The organism is Brevundimonas sp., from assembly GCF_036405315.1.
Lineage (GTDB): Bacteria > Pseudomonadota > Alphaproteobacteria > Caulobacterales > Caulobacteraceae > Brevundimonas.
Map to the genome: position 1 here is coordinate 1 of NZ_DASWXW010000191.1, position 17,089 is coordinate 17,089.

Below are 17,089 nucleotides of genomic sequence, written 5' to 3' on the forward strand. Positions count from 1 at the left end.
CGGCGACGATCTCGGACGAGCCGTCGGGGTGCTTGCGCTCCAGGCCCACCGTGATGGCGAAGTGGGGCATGGCGTGCATGAAGTTGGTGGTGCCGTCGATCGGGTCGACGATCCAGGTGTGCGACTTGTCGGTGCCTTCGACCAGACCGCGTTCCTCGCCGAGGAAGCCGTAGCCGGGGCGGGCCTTCATCAGCAGTTCGTAGAGGGTGTCTTCGGCCTTCAGGTCGGCGGCCGTGACGAAATCGCCGGGGCCTTTGCGCGACACCTGCAACTGGGCCACTTCGCCGAAGTCGCGCAGCATGGGGCGGGCCGTCTTGCGCACCGCGCTGATGATGACCTGAACGAGGGCGGAGGCGAGGGCCATGGGGTTCTCCTGGTCCGGCTGTCCTTGAAGGCCTGTCGGCCCGGAGAGACGGAGAAGCAAAAGGGGCGCGGACCATCCGCGCCCCTGTAGATACGTCTTATAGCGCCCGACCTTGGCCGGGGAAGACGGCGTTTGTTAGTCCGCGCGGCGCACGTATTCGCCCGTGGCGGTGTCGACGACGATCTTCTCGCCAGCCGACATGTAGGGCGGGATCATGATGCGCACGCCGTTGTTGGCGATGGCGGGCTTGTAGGACGACGAGGCCGTCTGGCCCTTCACGGTCGGCTCGGTCTCGGCGACTTCGAGAATCACCTGGTCGGGCAGTTCCAGGCCGATCGGGCGGCCTTCGTGCGACTCGATGATGACCTTCATGCCTTCTTGCAGGTAGGGGATGCGCTCTTCGCCGACCCAGCCCTTTTGCAGTTCGATCTGCTCGTAGGATTCGTCGTCCATGAAGACCAGGCTGTCGCCGTTGTCGAACAGGTAGGAGTAGTCGCGCTGCTCGAGCGTGACGCGCTCGACCTTGTCTTCCGAACGGAAGCGTTCGTTCAGCTTGTTGCCGGTTTCGAGGTTCTTGGCCTCGACGTTGGCGAAGGCGCCGCCCTTGCCGGGCTTGACGTGGCTGGCCTTGGTGACGACCCAGAGGCCGCCGTTGTGTTGCAGGACCATGCCGGGCTTGATGGTGTTGCCGTTGATTTTCATTGAAACCGCTGGGATCGAAGGGCTGGGGGCGGCCCGGCCGCTTCACAGGCGGGCGCGCGAAATCGCGGCGAGCCGTAGAGGAAGCGCGGAAAAAGGGCAATGGGGGCGCTGATCGCCGGTTTGCGGATTAGTGGGTGGTTGGCTCTCTGCGCAGCCTGGCCTGGGCCCGATTGGCCAGGCGGACGCCCATCCCGGTGGGAGAGGCCAACTGGCCGGCGGCGGGGTCCAGCTTGCGCGCTTCATGAGCGAAGGCTGCTGCCAGACCGGCCGAGGACATGGCCGCAGCTATCTGGGTTGACAGTCGCGTCGGCCGCACGGCCAGCCAGACGGCGCTGACGGTCTGGGCGGCGAGCCACAGGGCCATGGCGTTTCGGCGTTCCGGACGGGCCGGGGCGTTCCAGACGCGCACGGCCGACAAGGTGGTGGCCGAGAACAGGGCGGGAAGGATCAGGCTGATGGGACCACGCGGGCGTTCGGTGATCGGCGCGTCGCCGCCCAAAGGTTGCAGCGCCCTGAGCGGCTGGGGGCGGATCAGCTTCGAAGCCGCCGTCGTCGCGGCCAGGGCGAACCCGGCGGTCAGGGCCAGGCCCAGCCCCACATGAGCCCAACTGCGGCCCTCGGCGTTGAGAAGGTCTGCGGCCTGATCGCGGGCGGTGTCGAGGGCGTTTTCGATGGGCATGATGGCTCCTGAACAGATCAGGACATCAAATGACGCGCCGCAGGGGCGGTTCCGTCAGTCCGCCTCGTCGCCTCCGGGCGGCTCCAGATCGGCGGGGTCGAGGTCGTAGTCCAGCAGGTCGCCGGGGCGACAGCCCAGAGCGGCGCAGAGCCTGGCCAGGGTCCGGAAGCGGATGCCCTTCACCTTGCCGGACCGGAACAGGGACAGTTGGGTTTCGCTGAGTCCGACCTGGGCGGCCAGGTCGCGGGCCTTGATGCCCTTGGCCACGATCAGGGCGTCGAGGGTTACGCGGACGGCCATCAGATCATTTCGTCCAGTTCAGCCTGGACGGCGCCGGCCTGATCCACGACCCGACCCAGCAGGAAAAGGGCGCCGCCGATCATGCCCAGGGTCATCCCCGCGACGTCGAAATGCAGATAGCCGCCCTTGGTGGAGCCGATCAGGCGCAGCAGGTTGGTGACGACGAAGACGCTGATGACGCCGCCGAAGCCGAGGGCCAGCCCGACCCGGCGCAGGGTCGCGGCCAGGGTGGGTTGGATCAACCGCCCCTTGGCCAGTTGCCCCATGCCGGCGCCGATCGACCAGACGCCGAACAGATAGCAAAGCGCCGGGGTGATCCAGATCACGGAGGCGGCGACCTCGCGCCCGCTGACCAACGCCGGGGCGCGCGCCCAAAGGGCGAGCGGGGCGATCAGGTTGGCCAGGGCCGACAGCAACCCCACGCTGGCCACCATGAAGATCGCCAGCCAGCGGTACTGGCCGCACAGGCGGCGGAAGCGGTCGAGGTCTCGGGTCATGACGGGTTCCGATTCTGACGTTTCTTTAATCTTGACTTAAAGATCCGCGCTTCGCAACTTTATCTAAGAGTTAAACGGAGGCGGCGATGGCCGGAATGGTGGAGACGGAGGGGCTGTCGCGGCGCTTCGGCGCGCGAACGGCGGTGGACGGGGTGTCGATGATCGTGCCGGATCAGGCGGTCTATGGCTTTCTGGGCCGGAACGGCGCGGGCAAGACGACGACGTTGAAGATGCTGTTGGGCCTGATCCGGCCGTCGGCGGGCGCCGCGCGCGTCGGCGGCGTCGACGTGGCGCGCGACCGCATCGGCGCGGCGCGCAAGGTCGGGGCCTTGTTGGAGGCGCACGGCTTCTACGGCAACCTGACCGGGCGCGAGAACCTGGACATCAGCCGCCGCCTGCTGGGTCTGCCGACCTCGGAGATCGACCGGGTGCTGGGCGTGGTCGAGATGCGGGCCGACGGCGGTCGTCGGGTCGCGGGCTATTCCCTGGGGATGCGGCAGAGGCTGGGGCTGGCGCGGGCCATGCTGGGCGCGCCGCCGGTCCTGGTGCTGGACGAGCCGACCAACGGCCTGGACCCGGACGGCATCGCCGAGATGCGCCGCTTTCTGCGTGACCTGCCCGCCCGGACGGGGGCGACGGTGCTGCTCTCCAGCCACCTGCTGGGCGAGATCGAGCAGATCGCCACCCACGTGGGCGTGATCCATCAGGGGCGGTTGGTTCTGGAGGGCGAACTGGCGGCGCTGAAGGCGGCCGAGGCGCCGGAAATCCATCTGCGCGTGGACGACCGCATTCGGGCGGCGGCGTTGCTGGCCCGGCACGATCTGGACGTGACGGAGGTCGCCGAGGGCCTGACGGCGCGATTGCGCGCGGGCCAGGACCACGACGCCGTGACGGCGGGCCTCAACCGGGCCCTGGTCGAGCAGGGCGTCGCCGTCTTCGCCATCGGGGCCCGCGAACGCTCGCTGGAGGGCCTGTACCGCCAGGTGACGGAAACCGTTCACCCCCTGCCGGAGGCCGCGTGATGCTGTCCGTTCTGTCTGTCGAGGTTCGCAAGCTGAACCGCTCTCTGGCCCTGCTGCTGGCCGTGGCTGCGCCCAGTCTGATCGCGATCTTCGCCTTCTTCATGATGCTGCGGGCGAAGCAGCCGTCGCCCTGGGAGATGTGGATCGGGACGGGCTCGGCCATCTGGGCCTATTTCATGATGCCGATGAGCGTGACGGCCCTGACCGCCCTGGTCGCGCACATGGAGCATGGGCCGAAGTCCTGGGACCACCTGCGCGCCCTGCCGATCCCGCGCTGGAGCCTGTACGCGGCCAAGGCGGCCTGCGTGATCGGCCTGGTGGTGCTGATGAGCGCGGGCGTGCTGGCGCTGACGGCGGCCTCGGTGTCGCTGGCGGCGCTGATCAAACCCGCCGTGGCGCCGACGGGCGCCTTCGATCTGGCGGCCTATGCCAGGATGCTGGGGCTGATGGCGGTGGCGGGCACGCTGATGATCGCCATCCAGTTCTGGGTCGCCATGCGGTTCGCCAGCTTCGTGCCGGCCCTGATCGTGGGCATCGGCGGCACCTTCTTTGCGGTGGTGGCCACCTCGGCCAAGCAGGGGGTCTTCATGCCATGGCAGATGCCGGTCAACGTTCTGGCCGGCGAGGTCTGGCGGATGCAGGCGGCGCTCGGTCTGGGCGGAGGGCTGGGGGTGATCGTACTGATTCTGGCGGTGGCGCACCTGGCCCGGCGCGAGGTGCTGTAGCCAAGGAAAAGGGGCGGCCGATGGCTCGGCCGCCCCTTCCAATGTCTTGCGTTCAGCCGCGGATCAGCCGCCGGTGGCCCCGCCGTCGGTGGTGATCTCTTTCATGGCCGACTGCAGGTAGTTCTGGGCGCCCATCAGCTCGATCAGCTTGTGCTGGTTCTCGAGGAAGTCGACGTGCTCCTCGGTGTCGGCCAGGATCTTCATCAGCAGGTCGCGGCTGACGTAGTCGCGGGCTTCCTCGCACTGGGTGACTGCGTCGCGGGTCGTGGCGCGGCTGTCGATCTCGAGCTTCAGGTCGGCGCCCAGGCATTCGATCGGATCCTCGCCGACCTTGAGCTTGTGCAGGTCCTGCAGGTTGGGCAGGCCGTCCAGGAAGAGGATGCGCTTGATCAGCATGTCGGCGTGCTTCATCTCGCCGATCGATTCTTCGTAGATGACGTTGCCGAGGTGGGCCAGGCCCCAGCTCTCGAACATGCGGGCGTGCAGGAAATACTGGTTCACCGCCGTCAGTTCGTTGGTCAGAACTGCGTTGAGGGTGCGGATGATCGCCGGATCGCCCTTCATGGTCGTCGTCCTCTAATGCGGCGGCGCTGGGCGACGTCGTCATGACGTCGCGGCTCTAAGCGCCGCCCGTGAAGAGGTTTATAGCACGGCTTCAGGGGCGTGGATCATTTGCGAGTTCTTATCACTGCATTGATAATGCGAGTGAAATCGAATTTCAGATGGGCGCCCTACTCGGCCGCGAGGGCGAAGGCGGCCTGGGTGTCCTGAATCATCTGGCGCATTTCGCAGACGCACTTGGCGCACTGCGGAGCGCATTGATTGGACGCAAAAATATCCTTGGGACGGGTCGCGCCGGCCTCGATGGCCTGGGCGACGTCACGCTGGCGAAGGCCGTTACAGTTGCAGACGTACAAGGCGGAAAGCCCCGAAGCAGTTACTGAGAATGGCTCGCTATAGCATTTATTAAGGCGAGTGCAAATCGTTCGCACGGCGCCGCGACATTGACGCCCGGCGCGGGGACGGGCAGGGCGAGGACATGGCCCGTCAAACTGCGCTCCCGCCCCGTCCGCCCTGTCAGCTGTATCTGATCACGCCCCCGGCCCTCGCCGACCTGGAGGCCTTCGCCGACCTGCTCGAACAGGCCCTGTCGGCGGGCGAGGTCGCGGCCTTGCAGATCCGGCTCAAGGACGCTTCGGACGATCAGATCAAGGCCGCCGTGGCGCGGCTGGCGCCCATCGCCCAGGCGCACGGCGTGGCGGTGATCCTGAACGACCGGCCCGACCTGGCCAAGGCCACCGGTTGCGACGGGGTGCATGTGGGGCAGGACGATGCGCCGGTGGCCGAGGCGCGGCGCATCATGGGGCCGGACGCCATGATCGGCGCCACCTGCCACGACAGCCGCCACCTGGCGATGGAGGCGGCCGAGGCGGGCGCGGACTATGTGGCCTTCGGCGCCTTCTTTCCGACTGACACCAAGGAAACCACGCACCGGCCCGAACTGATCGAATTGACGATATGGCAGGAGACGATGGAGACGCCCTGCGTCGCCATCGGCGGCATCACGGTCGACAACGCGGCCCAGGTCGCCGCCGCCGGCGCCGATTTCGTCGCCGTCAGCGCGGGGGTTTGGGCTCACCCGCAAGGGCCGGCGGCGGCGGTTCGAGCGTTCAATGCGGTTCTGGCGACAGCCTTCTGACTTCAGAGGATGTTTAGGAAGCTCGGCCAGGATGGGGCGTTAGTCGCGTAGCTGGACCCGATCATGACGATGAGCCGTGCGCTCGACAGGCCTGAATACGTTATCGAAGCCGACGCGGCGCGCGGCGTCGCCGTTGCGCCGAACGCGAGCTTCTTCCGCCAGCCCCTGGCGCCGATCCTGACCGCAGTGGGGGTGGCGGTGCTGGTGGTTCTGGCGATCAGCTTCGCTCGCACCAACGGTCTGGTCGCGGCCCTGTGGGGCGCGGGCGGCCTGGCCATGGCGGTCTGGCTGCGGGGCGGTCGCGGCATGGGCTATGACTTCGGCTTCGGCGCCCTGGTTGTCACCGGCGTGCTGGCGGGCGAGTTCCTGGTCGGCAACACGCCGCTGCTGTCCGCCATGTTCACCGCCATGAACCTGATGGAGATCGAGGTGGCGGTGGTGCTGACGCGACGCTTCGTGCCAGGCCTCAGCGTCAATTCAGTCGAGGGCCTGGCGCGGTTCATGGTGGTTTGCGCCGTCGCGCCGCTGCCGTCCGCCATCCTGAGCGCCCTGGCGCTGGACGTCATCGTGGGGGCGGATGTCGTCGACAGCTTCCGCATCTGGTGGTGCGGCCATGCTCTGGGCTTCGCCGTGATCGGCGCCTTCGGCCTGGCCCTGCAGCGGCGTCACCTGCTGATCATGCGGCAGCCGATGCGTCTGGCCGAGGGCGGGGCCCTGCTGGGTCTGATCGGCCTCGCCTGCTACACGATCTTTTCTCACATGAGCTTGCCCTACGGCTTCCTCCTGATGCCGCTGCTGCTGATGATGGCGGTGCGGTTCCGGGTGTCGGGGATCGCCGCCGCCCTGGTCCTCGTGACCATCATGGCGATCGGCGGGACCATGGCCGGGCACGGCCCCTATCATTCCTTCGGCGCCGAGAACCGCGCCCTTCTGGCGCAGTTGCTGGTGCTGCTGGGCTATATGCCGATCCTGATGGTCGCCGCCCTGCTGGAGGAGCGCGATCGTCTGGCCGAGCGGGCCCGCGCCGGGCGTGAGCGCGCCGAGCGCGCCTCGGCGGCCAAGTCGCGGCTGCTGGCCAACGTCGCCCACGAAATCAAGAGTCCGGTCGGCGGCATCATCGGCATCGGCGAACTGTGGGCCGGCGGGCAACTGGGCGAGACCTCGGCCAGCCAGGTCGAAATGGCGCAGATGCTGGTCAAGACCGCGCGCCAGGTCGAGGCGCTGGCCCATGATCTTCTCGATGTGGCGCGCGCCGAGTCCGGCGCCGTCAAGGTCGACCTGCGGCCCACCGACGTGGTGGGCGTCCTGGAGGACGTGCACCGCGCGATGATGCTGAAGCCCGAGGCTGCGCGAATGGCGATCGATGTGGTCGTCGAGGGCGACGCCCTGATCGCCCAGGCCGATTCCCAACGTCTGGCCCAGGTGATCGGCAATCTGGCCAATAATGCGATCAAGTACGGTGCGTCGGGCGGCGTGGTGCGTTTGTGCGCGCTGTGGGCCGACGGCCGGGTCCGGATCGAAGTGCGGGATCGCGGTCCCGGCCTGTCCGCGGAGAAGCAGGCGCAGTTGTTCGAGCCCTTCAACCGACTGGGGCTGGAGCGTTCGGCCATCGAGGGGCACGGCATCGGCCTCGCCCTGGCCAAGCGTCTGACGGAGCTTCAGGGCGGCGAGATCGGCGTGATCTCGGCGCCGGGCCAGGGTGCGACCTTCTGGGTGGAACTGGCGGCGGCTTGACCGCTTCGCGCGCTCCGCGCCAAGGTCGGGGCATGAGAACCCTGCTGATCGCTTCCGCCGTCCTGACCTTGCCCGCCTCTGCGCTGGCGCAGAATCCCAGCGCGGAGGAATTGACGCGGCTGCTGAACGGCGCGCCGCCAGCCGCCCGACCCGCGCCTCAGCCTCAGCCGGCGCCTGCTCGCCCGGCCCCGGCTCAGGTCCCGATCGAGCGCCAACCGTCGCCCTCCGCATCGACCGCCGCCCCCAGGGCTGTTTCGGCTCCCGCGTCCACGTCCGCCGTTGCGGCGACGGGTCGCCCTGTCTCGAACCCGGCCCAGGTCCCGGCCCAGCGTCAACCGTCGTCCTCCGTATCGACCGCCGCGCCCAGGGCTGTTCCGACCCCCGCGCCCGCCGCGGCGGGGGCTGGTCGTGCGTCGAGCGTCGCGACGCCGGTCGCTCCTGTGCGTTCGGCCCCGCCCGCGACGGCGCCGAACGCAACCCCAGCCCCTGTGCGGGCTGCGCCGTCCGCCGCACCGACGCCGGGCGCGCTCAGCCCCGCCGCCGTGGCGGCCCTGCCGTTCCGCATCGATCTGCCGGCGGGATTCGAGATGGCGGCGGGGCGCGGGGCGCCGGACGCCGGCGTCTGGTCAGTGCGCAAGGCCGGCAAGACCTTCATCATGATCTACGCCGGGCCGTCGTCCCAGTTTCCCATCTATGACGGCGAGCAGGTGACGGCGGCTGGCCGCGTCACGGTCGTCGTGCCCGAGGGCGCGCGCCGCATCGCCATGGAGCACCTGTTCCAGCGCCCGACGGCGCCGTTAGAAATCCACGTCTGGCTGATGAGCCTGGACGGCGCCGATCGCGACGCCGCCGAGCGGATCGCCCAATCTGTCGACCCTAAATAATCCGTGGATCCTAAGTAGGCCCTAGTTTTCGGACCAGACCGCCAGGTCGTTGCCGGATGGGTCGCGGAAGTGGAAGCGGCGTCCGCCGGGGAAGGCGAAGATCGGGTGGGTGATTTCCCCGCCCGCCGCCTGAACCCTGGCCAGCATGGCCTCCAGGTCGTGGGCGTAGAGGATGGGCAGGGGCTTGGGCGTCATCGCTTCGGTGGTGAATCCGCCGTCCAGGCCCTCGCCGAAGGCGGCGTAGTCGGGGCCGTAATCCTGAAACACCCAGCCGAAGGCCGCGGCGTAGAAGGCCTTGTGCGCCGGCAGGTCGGCGGCGGGCAGTTCGAGGTAGTCCAGTTTTCCATCTTCGCGCATGGCGAGGCTCCTTGGGCTGTCGAACTTGACGCTTGCACGTCAGCCGACTCTGCGCAAACCTGCAATTAGTTCGCAAATGCAGGAGCCGTCCCATGATCGTCCTGAGCTGCGGATGCGCCTCGCTGGCTGCGCTCATGCGCGATGCGGAGGCGGCGCCGAATACGACACGGGCGCCGATCGAGACCGGCCGACGCCCGCGCCTGATCTCAATGAACGGCGGGGATCAGCGCGCCGTCTGGGTCTCGCCCGCGCGCCAGACGCGATAACGCACCTCGACGTCCGACGGGGCGTACACCACCACGGGCAGGCGCGAGTTGTAGCGGATCAGGGGCTGTTCCTGCGTCGTGACAAAGGCCTGGCGCTCCGAGCCGGGCGGGCAGCCCATCAGGGTGCTGGCCGCGTTTCCCAAGGCCGGCAGGACGTAATAGTCATAGCCCCAGCCGTCTGCCGTGCGGGTCTCCAGACGGCCGCCGAAGACCTGCCGGTTGCAGTCCACCGTCTGGGTCTTGCCCAGGATCACCTCGACCTTAAGCGCGCTTTCGTCGGTCTGGGCCGGCAGGGTGATGACGTGGCGCGTCTGACCCGCGCTGGCGGCGGGGAAGGCCTTCAGGGCGTCGGCGGTCTGGGTCGCAGGCGTGCTGTCGGTCATCGGGCTTCCCGCCTGAGCGGTGGCGCAGGCGGCCAGGGTCAGGGCGGCGACGCCGGCGAAGAGGGAGGGGAGGATTTTCAAAGGCATAGTCTCCACGGCCAAGATTAGCGTGACCGTGGAGAACGTCACAGGATCAGGGCAGTTCCACGGCCATGGCCACGGCTTCGCCGCCGCCGATGCACAGCGACGCCATGCCCTTCTTGCCGCCGCGCGCCTGAAGCGCCGCCAGCAGGGTGGACAGGATGCGCGCGCCCGACGCCCCAATGGGGTGGCCCAGGGCGGTGGCGCCGCCGTTGACGTTCAGTTTGGCGCGGTCGATGCCCAGTTCCTGCTGCGCGATCATGGCGACGACGGCGAAGGCTTCGTTGACCTCCCACAGGTCCACGTCCTCGACCGACCAGCCGGCCTTCTTCAGCGCCTTCTGCATGGCCGGGACCGGGGCGGTGGTGAACATGCCCGGTTCGTGGGCGTGGGCGGCGTGGCTGACCACGCGGGCGACGACGGGCAGGCCCAGCGCCCTGGCCGTGCTTTCGCGGGTCATGACCAGGGCCGCGGCGCCGTCCGAGATCGAGGAGGCGTTGGCGGCGGTGATGGCGCCGTCCTTGGTGAAGGCGGGGCGCAGGGTCGGGATCTTGGCGGCGTCGGCCTTGCCGGGCTGCTCGTCTTCGCTGACGGTGACGGGGCCCTTGCGGGTCGCGACCTCGACCGGGACGATCTCGGCCTTGAAGGCGCCCGAGGCGATGGCGGCCTGGGCGCGGGTCAGGCTCTCGATGGCGTATTCGTCCATCTGTTCACGCGTGAACTGATACTGGGCGGCGGCGTCCTCGGCGAAGACGCCCATGGCCTTGCCGGGAGAATAGGCGTCTTCCAGACCGTCCATCATCATGCTGTCGACGATGACGTCGTGGCCGATGCGGGCGCCGCCGCGGTGCTTGTTCATCAGATAGGGTGCGCCGGTCATCGACTCCATGCCGCCCGCGACGATGACGTCAGCGGTGCCGGCCAGCAGGGCGTCGTGAGCCATCATGGCGGCTTGCAGGCCCGAGCCGCACATCTTGTTCACCGTTGTCGCCTCGACGTGCTTGCCCAGGCCCGCGCCGATGGCGGCCTGACGCGCCGGGGCCTGACCCAGACCGGCGGGCAGGACGCAGCCCATGAAGATCTGCTCGACCTTTTCAGGGGCGACGCCGGCGCGCTCGACCGCGGCCTTGACGGCGGCGGCGCCCAGGTCGGTGGCCTTCACCGGCGACAGCGCGCCCTGAAAGCCGCCCATCGGCGTGCGGGCGAAGGAGACGATGACGACGGGATCAGAAGCAGCGGTCATGGGGCGTTTCCAGTATGAATCGTTTCGCGGGGATTAGGGGAGGCGGAGGGGCGCTGGCAAGCGCAGCCGCCTTACAGCAGCTTGCGGCGTTGGCGGGCCAGGGCCAGCGGGCGACCGTCCGCGCCCCAGGCGACGGCCTCGTCCACCGACCAGCCGAGGCCGTGATCCAGCAGCCGGTATTCGAAGAAGGCCCAGCCGTAGGGCGCGGTCTCGGGCGTCGGATCGTTGATGAAGTCGTAGCGCAGGTCGACGGTGGTCATCATCGGCGGCGCCTTGAAGGCGGTCCAGGCGGGCGGATAGAGGGCGTCCAGCAGATAGGCCAGCCGCAGTTCGTCCAGAGGCGCGCCGTCGCGGGTGCGCATCCAGACGCGCTCGACGGCGGGCTTGCCCTCGTTGCCGCCGAGGATGTTGGGGCCGCCGTCGAAACGATAATCGACATGCTGCGAAAAGCGCGGGGCCAGAGGGCCGCTGAGGCCCGGCGCATCGAGGTCCAACGGGGGCGGCGGGATCAGAAGCGGGCTGAGCGGCCGGGCGGTCTCGCTGTCGGCGCCATAGGTGGCGCTGGCGTGGTGGGTCAGGCGCGCGCCTTGCCCGCCCTCGACCACCGCATAGGCGACGTTGCGGCCGCCGCGCAGCAGGCGAGGGCGGAAATGGATCGGCTGGCCGTATCTGGCGGCGGCCAGATACTGGACGCTGAGGCTGCGCAGCGGCGCCTTGATCTCCAGCCCCTGCCGTATCGCCCCGGCGCACAGGGCCGCCAGCAGGCCGCCGAAGGGGAAGCCCGCCTCGGGCGGGGCGGTGATCGGGCCGTTGGAGAATTCGCCGGACAGGTGGGCGCTCAGGCCGCCCTCGCCGGGCGTCAGGGTCAGGGCGTCGTGCAGCAGGTCGGCTTCGGTCATCGGTCCACGCAACAGGTGAAAGAGGCGGTCGGAGACTGATGCGTCGCCGCCCGCAAGTCGAGGAATGCAGAAATCGCGACAGGATAGTCGCAAGTTCGTTGCTAAAAGAAACTGACAAACTGCGTTCCGATTGGCAACCCACTTGTCAAAAGCCTGACGCGGGGTCACTTTCCCGGCATGGGACGCACCGCCGACTATAGCCGCCAGAGCTGCTCGATCGCCGCCACGCTGGAGGTGATCGGCGACCCGTGGACCCTGCTGGTCATCCGCGACGCCTTCAACGGCGTGCGCCGGTTCGAGCAGTGGCAGGACCGGCTGGGTGTGGCCCGCAACGTCCTGGCGGCGCGTCTGAAGTCGCTGGTGCAGCATGGGGTGCTGGAGCCGCAGCTCTATTCCGAACGTCCGCCGCGCAACGAGTATGTTCTGACCGCCAAGGGCAAGGACCTGTACGGCGTCCTGGTGACGTTGCACGCCTGGGGCGAGAAACACGTCTATGGCGAGGCCGACAGCGGCATCGCCATGGTGCACAAGACCTGCGGCCACGACCTCAAGCCCCGCATCGCCTGCGGCCATTGCAACGAGATCGTCAAACCCCGCGATATCGCCCTGACCTGGGCCGACAACCGGCCGACGGTGGGAGATGTTCTGCCGAAGGAAGACGCGGCTTAGCGGGCCGCAAGCGGACGGACTGAATGCCCGCTAAGGGTGGCGGGCTCTGCCACCCTTGCGGCGCTGAAGCGCGTCAGGCGACGGCGGTGGTGCTCTGGATGAAGCCGCCGCCCAGGACGCGGTCGGGGTCCGCCGGATCGTAGAGGGCGCAGGCCTGACCGGGGGCGACGCCTTCTTCGCCCTGCTCGAAGACGACGGAAATGACATTATCGTCGCTCAGGGCGAGGCGGGCGGGCGAGGGCTGGCGGGTCGAGCGGACGCGGGCCAGGACGGGGGCGCCGTCGCGGGCGGCTTCCTCGATCGTGGCCTGATCGCCCAGCCAGTTGGTTTCCTCCAGCGCCAGGCTGGCGGTCAGCAGGGCCTCGCGCGGGCCGACGATGACCTGACGCTTGTCCGGGTCCAGCCGGGTCACGAACAGGGGCTCGCCCACGGCGACGTTCAGGCCCCTGCGCTGGCCGATGGTGTAGTCGGTGATGCCGCCGTGCGTGCCCAGCACCCGGCCGTCCATGTGGACGATCTCGCCCGCTTCACGCCCTTGCGGACGCAGGCGGTCGATCAGGGTGCGGTAGTCGCCGGACGGGACGAAGCAGATGTCCTGGCTGTCCGGCTTGGCCGCGATGCGCAGGCCGAGGGCGGCGGCGACGCCGCGCACCTGGGGCTTTTCCAGATCGGCCAGGGGGAAGCGCAGGTAGTCGAGCTGATCCTGGGTGGTGGCGAACAGGAAGTAGGACTGGTCGCGCGAGTGGTCGATCGCCTTGCGCATCTGCGAGCGGTTGCCGACGGCGGCGCGGCGGACGTAGTGGCCGGTGGCCATGGCCTCGGCGCCCAGGTCGCGGGCGACGTCCAGCAGGTCGCGGAACTTCACCGTCTGATTGCAGCGAATGCAGGGGACCGGCGTTTGGCCCTTCAGATAACTATCCGCAAACTGGTCGATGACCGCGTCCTTGAAGCGGCTTTCGTAGTCGAGGACGTAGTGGGGGATGCCGATGAGCTCGGCGGCCAGACGGGCGTCGTGGATGTCCTGACCGGCGCAGCAGGCGCCCTTCTTCTTGAGCGCCGCGCCGTGGTCGTAGAGCTGAAGCGTGACGCCGACCACATCATAGCCGGCCTTGTGCAGCAGGGCGGCGACGACGGTGGAATCCACTCCGCCTGACATGGCCGCGACCACGCGCGATCCAACCGGCAGGCCGACGGCTTGTCGCGCGCTCTCGATCGCGGCGTCCATGTCGGCGGCGCCGGACATGGGGGCGATGGTCGGAACGGGGCAAATATCGTCAGCCAGGGTCATCGCCGCCATATAGAGGTCCCTGCGTTCGATTTCGAGGCATGGCCCTGAAAACGATAAAGGCCGCCTCCGTTGCCGGAAGCGGCCTTTATCCTTGAGCCTATCGCGCTTCGCGCTACTTGAGGCCCATCAATCCCGGTAGCTCTGGATGCGCGTGGTGCGCAGCCCTTGCATGCCCCATTTGTCGATCGCCTGTTGCCAGGCGATGAATTCCTCGGCCGTCAGACGATACTTCGCCAGGGCGTCTTCCAGGCTGATCAGACCGCCGCGAACGGCGGCGACCACTTCGGCCTTGCGGCGGATCACCCACCGGTTCGTATCCGCCGGCGGGAGATCCCGCAGGGTCAGCGGCGTGCCCGTCGGGCCGACCACGTACTGTTCGCCTCTGTTATTAAGGCGTCGCTCTTGCAGCATGGGCTTAAGCCTCTTTCACCACCACCATAGACGCGCAAGCTAGGCCCGACCCCGCTAAGGGCCGTTTAAGCGTCGTGGTGAAGGAATGGCTAAGACGCATCCTCCGCGTCCGGCGCCCGCCAGGCGCCGGAAACGAAGGATTCATCGAGTCTAACAAAGGCTTACTCATCGATTCCGGTTAATCGATCAGCGCTTGATGTTGATCAGTTCCGCCAGCATCTCGTCGGCGGTGGTGATGATCTTCGACGAGGCCGAATAGGCGCGCTGGGTGGTGATCAGGCCGGTGAACTCGGTCGACAGGTCGACGGTCGAGGCTTCCAGCTGCGACGCCCCCAGCAGGCCCGCGCCGCCGGTGCCGGGCGCCTTCAGGTTGAAGGTGCCGGAGCTCTGGCTGACACGGAAGGCGTTGCCCGAGACCTCGGTCAGGTTGTCGGCGCTGGGGAAGGTGGCCAGGGCGACCTGGGCGATCTTGCGCATCACGCCGTTGTCGAAGATGGCGGTGACGAAGCCGGTGTCGTCGATCTTCACCTCGGTCAGGTTTCCGAAGGCGGTGCCGTTCGTATAGGTCGCCTGGACGATCGAGGTGCTGTCATACTGAGTCAGGCCGCCGGCGGCCGCCGTCAGGTCGATCGCGATGGTCTGGGCGGCGATGCCGAGTCCCGCAGCCCAGGTGCCGTCGGGGGCGACGGCGGGCGGAACCGGCGGAACCGAACCGGAGGCGCCGAGCGTCAGGCTGGCCTGGGAGGGGTCCGGGAACAGGGCGGTCGGGCCGTTGAAGGTGGTGTCCAGGCGGCCGTCCTGGGTGAACCTCACCATGCCGCTCTTCAGCGGGGTGTTGGGGTTCACGACCGAACCGTCGGGCGCGTGGACCTCGGCGTACCATTCGTTGGCGTTGGGACCCTTCAGGAAGGCGATGGCGATGCTGCGCTGGCCGCCCTTGGAGTCCGAGACGGGGATGGTGATCTCGAAGTCAGGCTTGACGCCCGTTCCGGTCACGGGATCCCACATGGCCATCGAATTGGTGGCGGGGTCGTAGGCGGTCACGCCGGCCGGGGTCGGGACGGTCGCGGCGTCGGACACCTTCTGGCTGGACTTCAGGTTGGCGTTCAGGCCGACGCGGGTGGTCGGCTCGGCGGCGCCGCCGACCGAACCGACGTTGATCGTCTTCAGTCGGTTCACGTCCGAGGGGTCGCTGGCGACGTTGCCGTCGGTGTCCACGGGCCAGCCCTGCAGATACAGGCCCGCCGTGTTCTGCAGATAGCCAAGGTCGTCGATCTTGAACGCGCCGGCGCGGGTGAACAGGCGAGCGTCGCTGTTCACCAGGTTCTCCGACTTCTCAGTCACCACGAAGAAGCCCTGGCCGGCGATGGCCAGGTCGGTGCCCGAGGTGGTGCGTTGAAGCTGGCCGGCCTGGCTGATGAAGTGGCGGGCCGTGGCCTGCACGCCGCCGGCCGAGAAGCCGACGCCCTGGGTCTGGCTGTTGACCACGGTGGCGAACTCGGAGGTCGCGCGCTTGTAGCCGACCGTGTTCACGTTCGCGATGTTCTGGGAAATCGTCGACAGGGCCGCGGCGTTCGCGGTCAGGCCGGACACGCCGGCCAGCATGGCGCCGTTGATGCTCATGACTGGGCTTCCTTACGAGAGAATGACGAGAGAATGAGAGGGGAAACGCGTGTCATCAGGCGTTTCCTGCGGGGGGTTCGGGCGGCGTCGTCGCGGCCTTCTGTTCTTCCAGAGCGATCAGGCTGGAGACCGGCATGATGGAGTTGCCGATGGTGACGAAGGCCTTGCCGTCGTACATTTCCACGCCGGTGACGCGGCCGCGAATGATGACCTGGCTGTCGACGTCCTTGCCGGCGCCGTCCTTGGCGATGACCTTCATGGTGTAGACGCCGCCGTCGTCGACCTGCCCGCCGCCGGTGGTTTTGCCGTCCCACTTGAAGTCGTGCATGCCGTTGGTCTTGGCCGGAGCATCCTGGGTCCAGACCACCTTGCCGCTGGCGTCCAGCACCTGGATCGTCGCCGTGGCTGCGTTTCCGCCCAGCTCGTAGCTCCAGTTGGCCTCGCCGTCTTCGATCCGGGTGGAGGACCAGACCGCGGTGGCGTCCTTGCCGATATACTGCGACGCGCCGGTCAGGCCGTCGCCCTGCTGGGCCTGAAGCAGGCTGTTCAGCAAGGTGTTGGTCAGCAGTTGCTGCTCGACCCCGGCCATCTGGGTCAATTGAGCCGTGAACTCGTTGGAATCCACTGGCGACAGCGGGTCCTGGTTCTTCAACTGAGCGGTCAGCAGCGACAGGAAGGTCTCGAAATTCGAGGCCAGCATGGTCGAGCCGGTGTTGATCTTGCCCGTGGCGGTGTTGGTGGAGACGGCGTCAACCATCGTCAGACCTTCAGATCGACGCGATCAGGCGTCAGCGAGAGAGAAACCCAGGCGCCGGGCGGCGGAGCAGCCAGATCCGCATCGGCGGCGATGCGCGCGGCGCCGGCGAAGGCGCGACGGTCCGGGGCCCGGTCAAAGGCGCCGCCGCCGAAGCCGGACGACGGATTCCGCTCCGAGAACTCCAGCGAGTCCTGAGACAACTGGAAGCCGGCGTCCTGAAGCTGGCGGCGCAGTTCGTCGGCGCGGCCGCGCAGGTCGGTCGCGGCGGCGGGATTGTCGAAGGCCAGACGCGCGGTCAGACGGCCGTCGGAGTCGATGTCCATGCTCACGTCGACGCTGCCCAGACCTTCGGGCGTCAACACCATGTCGAAGCGCGTCGAACGGCCGTCCAGCTTCCTGAGGATCTGGGCGGCGATCTGGGCGGTGGTCTCGACCGGGGCGCGCGACAGCATCGACAGGCCCAGGTCGCGGTTGGCGGCGGGCGCGCCGGTCTGGGATTCCAGGGG

Annotated in this window: 22 protein-coding genes; 6 read left to right on the forward strand and 16 right to left on the reverse strand. The window is 68.2% G+C overall.

Annotated elements, in window-relative coordinates; all coding sequences use genetic code 11:
• The 5 genes from VGE49_RS11830 to VGE49_RS11850 all read right to left on the reverse strand — a co-directional run.
• Positions 1-364, reverse strand: a 364-nt coding sequence (locus tag VGE49_RS11830) for an inositol monophosphatase family protein (protein WP_331034746.1), incomplete at its 3' end; no start/stop codon positions are given.
• A gap of 135 nt (positions 365-499) precedes the next feature.
• On the reverse strand, positions 500-1,066 hold the full coding sequence (gene efp, locus VGE49_RS11835; protein ID WP_331034747.1) for an elongation factor P: 567 nt from the start codon (positions 1,064-1,066) through the stop codon (positions 500-502).
• Positions 1,067-1,193: 127 nt separating this feature from the next.
• Complete coding sequence (locus VGE49_RS11840; protein ID WP_331034748.1) at positions 1,194-1,745, reverse strand: TspO protein; 552 nt, start codon at positions 1,743-1,745, stop codon at positions 1,194-1,196.
• Positions 1,746-1,799: 54 nt separating this feature from the next.
• Entirely contained in the window at positions 1,800-2,045 is a 246-nt protein-coding gene (locus VGE49_RS11845) for a helix-turn-helix domain-containing protein (RefSeq protein WP_292084284.1), read from the reverse strand.
• On the reverse strand, positions 2,045-2,542 hold the full coding sequence (locus VGE49_RS11850) for a DUF2975 domain-containing protein (RefSeq protein ID WP_331034749.1): 498 nt from the start codon (positions 2,540-2,542) through the stop codon (positions 2,045-2,047). The genes VGE49_RS11845 and VGE49_RS11850 overlap by 1 nt, the downstream gene beginning before the upstream one ends.
• Before the next feature lie 86 nt (positions 2,543-2,628).
• Between VGE49_RS11850 and VGE49_RS11855 the strand changes: the two genes are divergently transcribed.
• Positions 2,629-3,564 (forward strand): ABC transporter ATP-binding protein, encoded by a 936-nt coding sequence (locus tag VGE49_RS11855; RefSeq protein ID WP_331034750.1) that lies wholly within the window; start codon positions 2,629-2,631, stop codon positions 3,562-3,564.
• A complete protein-coding gene (locus tag VGE49_RS11860; RefSeq protein ID WP_331034751.1) occupies positions 3,564-4,289 on the forward strand; it encodes an ABC transporter permease in 726 nt (241 codons plus the stop codon). Before VGE49_RS11855 ends, VGE49_RS11860 begins: the two co-directional genes overlap by 1 nt.
• A gap of 63 nt (positions 4,290-4,352) precedes the next feature.
• On the opposite strand, the gene bfr is transcribed toward VGE49_RS11860, so the two are convergent.
• Positions 4,353-4,853 carry a bacterioferritin gene (gene bfr / locus VGE49_RS11865; RefSeq protein WP_331034752.1) on the reverse strand — a complete coding sequence of 167 codons (501 nt, stop codon included), beginning with the start codon at positions 4,851-4,853 and terminating at the stop codon, positions 4,353-4,355.
• A gap of 167 nt (positions 4,854-5,020) precedes the next feature.
• On the reverse strand, positions 5,021-5,206 hold the full coding sequence (locus VGE49_RS11870; RefSeq protein ID WP_105563100.1) for a (2Fe-2S)-binding protein: 186 nt from the start codon (positions 5,204-5,206) through the stop codon (positions 5,021-5,023).
• A gap of 122 nt (positions 5,207-5,328) precedes the next feature.
• Here VGE49_RS11870 and thiE point away from each other — a divergent pair, with 122 nt between their 5' ends.
• The 3 genes from thiE (at position 5,329) to VGE49_RS11885 (ending at position 8,606) form a co-directional block, all read left to right on the forward strand.
• Positions 5,329-5,988 (forward strand): thiamine phosphate synthase, encoded by a 660-nt coding sequence (gene thiE / locus VGE49_RS11875; RefSeq protein ID WP_331034753.1) that lies wholly within the window; start codon positions 5,329-5,331, stop codon positions 5,986-5,988.
• Between the two features lie 63 nt (positions 5,989-6,051).
• The gene (locus VGE49_RS11880) at positions 6,052-7,722 is read left to right on the forward strand and encodes a sensor histidine kinase (protein ID WP_331034754.1); all 1,671 of its coding nucleotides are present in this window, start codon (positions 6,052-6,054) and stop codon (positions 7,720-7,722) included.
• A 32-nt stretch (positions 7,723-7,754) separates the two neighbouring features.
• Positions 7,755-8,606 (forward strand): hypothetical protein, encoded by an 852-nt coding sequence (locus VGE49_RS11885; RefSeq protein ID WP_331034755.1) that lies wholly within the window; start codon positions 7,755-7,757, stop codon positions 8,604-8,606.
• A 21-nt stretch (positions 8,607-8,627) separates the two neighbouring features.
• Here the strand turns inward: VGE49_RS11885 and VGE49_RS11890 are convergent, their stop codons facing one another.
• The 4 genes from VGE49_RS11890 to VGE49_RS11905 all read right to left on the reverse strand — a co-directional run bounded on the left by VGE49_RS11890 (position 8,628) and on the right by VGE49_RS11905 (position 11,835).
• Complete coding sequence (locus VGE49_RS11890; RefSeq protein ID WP_331034756.1) at positions 8,628-8,963, reverse strand: VOC family protein; 336 nt, start codon at positions 8,961-8,963, stop codon at positions 8,628-8,630.
• A gap of 223 nt (positions 8,964-9,186) precedes the next feature.
• Complete coding sequence (gene eco, locus VGE49_RS11895) at positions 9,187-9,699, reverse strand: serine protease inhibitor ecotin (RefSeq protein ID WP_331034757.1); 513 nt, start codon at positions 9,697-9,699, stop codon at positions 9,187-9,189.
• A gap of 46 nt (positions 9,700-9,745) precedes the next feature.
• Positions 9,746-10,936: a thiolase family protein gene (locus tag VGE49_RS11900; RefSeq protein WP_331034758.1), complete on the reverse strand. Its 1,191-nt coding sequence runs from the start codon at positions 10,934-10,936 to the stop codon at positions 9,746-9,748.
• A 71-nt stretch (positions 10,937-11,007) separates the two neighbouring features.
• The gene (locus VGE49_RS11905) at positions 11,008-11,835 is read right to left on the reverse strand and encodes an acyl-CoA thioesterase (RefSeq protein ID WP_331034759.1); all 828 of its coding nucleotides are present in this window, start codon (positions 11,833-11,835) and stop codon (positions 11,008-11,010) included.
• Between the two features lie 177 nt (positions 11,836-12,012).
• Here VGE49_RS11905 and VGE49_RS11910 point away from each other — a divergent pair, with 177 nt between their 5' ends.
• Positions 12,013-12,504 (forward strand): winged helix-turn-helix transcriptional regulator, encoded by a 492-nt coding sequence (locus tag VGE49_RS11910; RefSeq protein WP_331034760.1) that lies wholly within the window; start codon positions 12,013-12,015, stop codon positions 12,502-12,504.
• A 73-nt stretch (positions 12,505-12,577) separates the two neighbouring features.
• Here the strand turns inward: VGE49_RS11910 and mnmA are convergent, their stop codons facing one another.
• The 5 genes from mnmA to VGE49_RS11935 form a co-directional block, all read right to left on the reverse strand.
• A complete protein-coding gene (gene mnmA, locus VGE49_RS11915; RefSeq protein WP_331034761.1) occupies positions 12,578-13,801 on the reverse strand; it encodes a tRNA 2-thiouridine(34) synthase MnmA in 1,224 nt (407 codons plus the stop codon).
• Between the two features lie 117 nt (positions 13,802-13,918).
• Entirely contained in the window at positions 13,919-14,203 is a 285-nt protein-coding gene (gene sciP / locus VGE49_RS11920; protein WP_331034762.1) for a CtrA inhibitor SciP, read from the reverse strand.
• Between the two features lie 186 nt (positions 14,204-14,389).
• Positions 14,390-15,826, reverse strand: a complete 1,437-nt coding sequence (flgE, locus tag VGE49_RS11925) for a flagellar hook protein FlgE (RefSeq protein WP_331034763.1) — start codon at positions 15,824-15,826, stop codon at positions 14,390-14,392.
• Between the two features lie 55 nt (positions 15,827-15,881).
• On the reverse strand, positions 15,882-16,583 hold the full coding sequence (locus tag VGE49_RS11930) for a flagellar hook assembly protein FlgD (RefSeq protein WP_331034764.1): 702 nt from the start codon (positions 16,581-16,583) through the stop codon (positions 15,882-15,884).
• Positions 16,584-16,585: 2 nt separating this feature from the next.
• Positions 16,586-17,089 (reverse strand): flagellar hook-length control protein FliK (locus VGE49_RS11935; protein ID WP_331034765.1); only part of this gene is annotated, 504 nt, incomplete at its 5' end.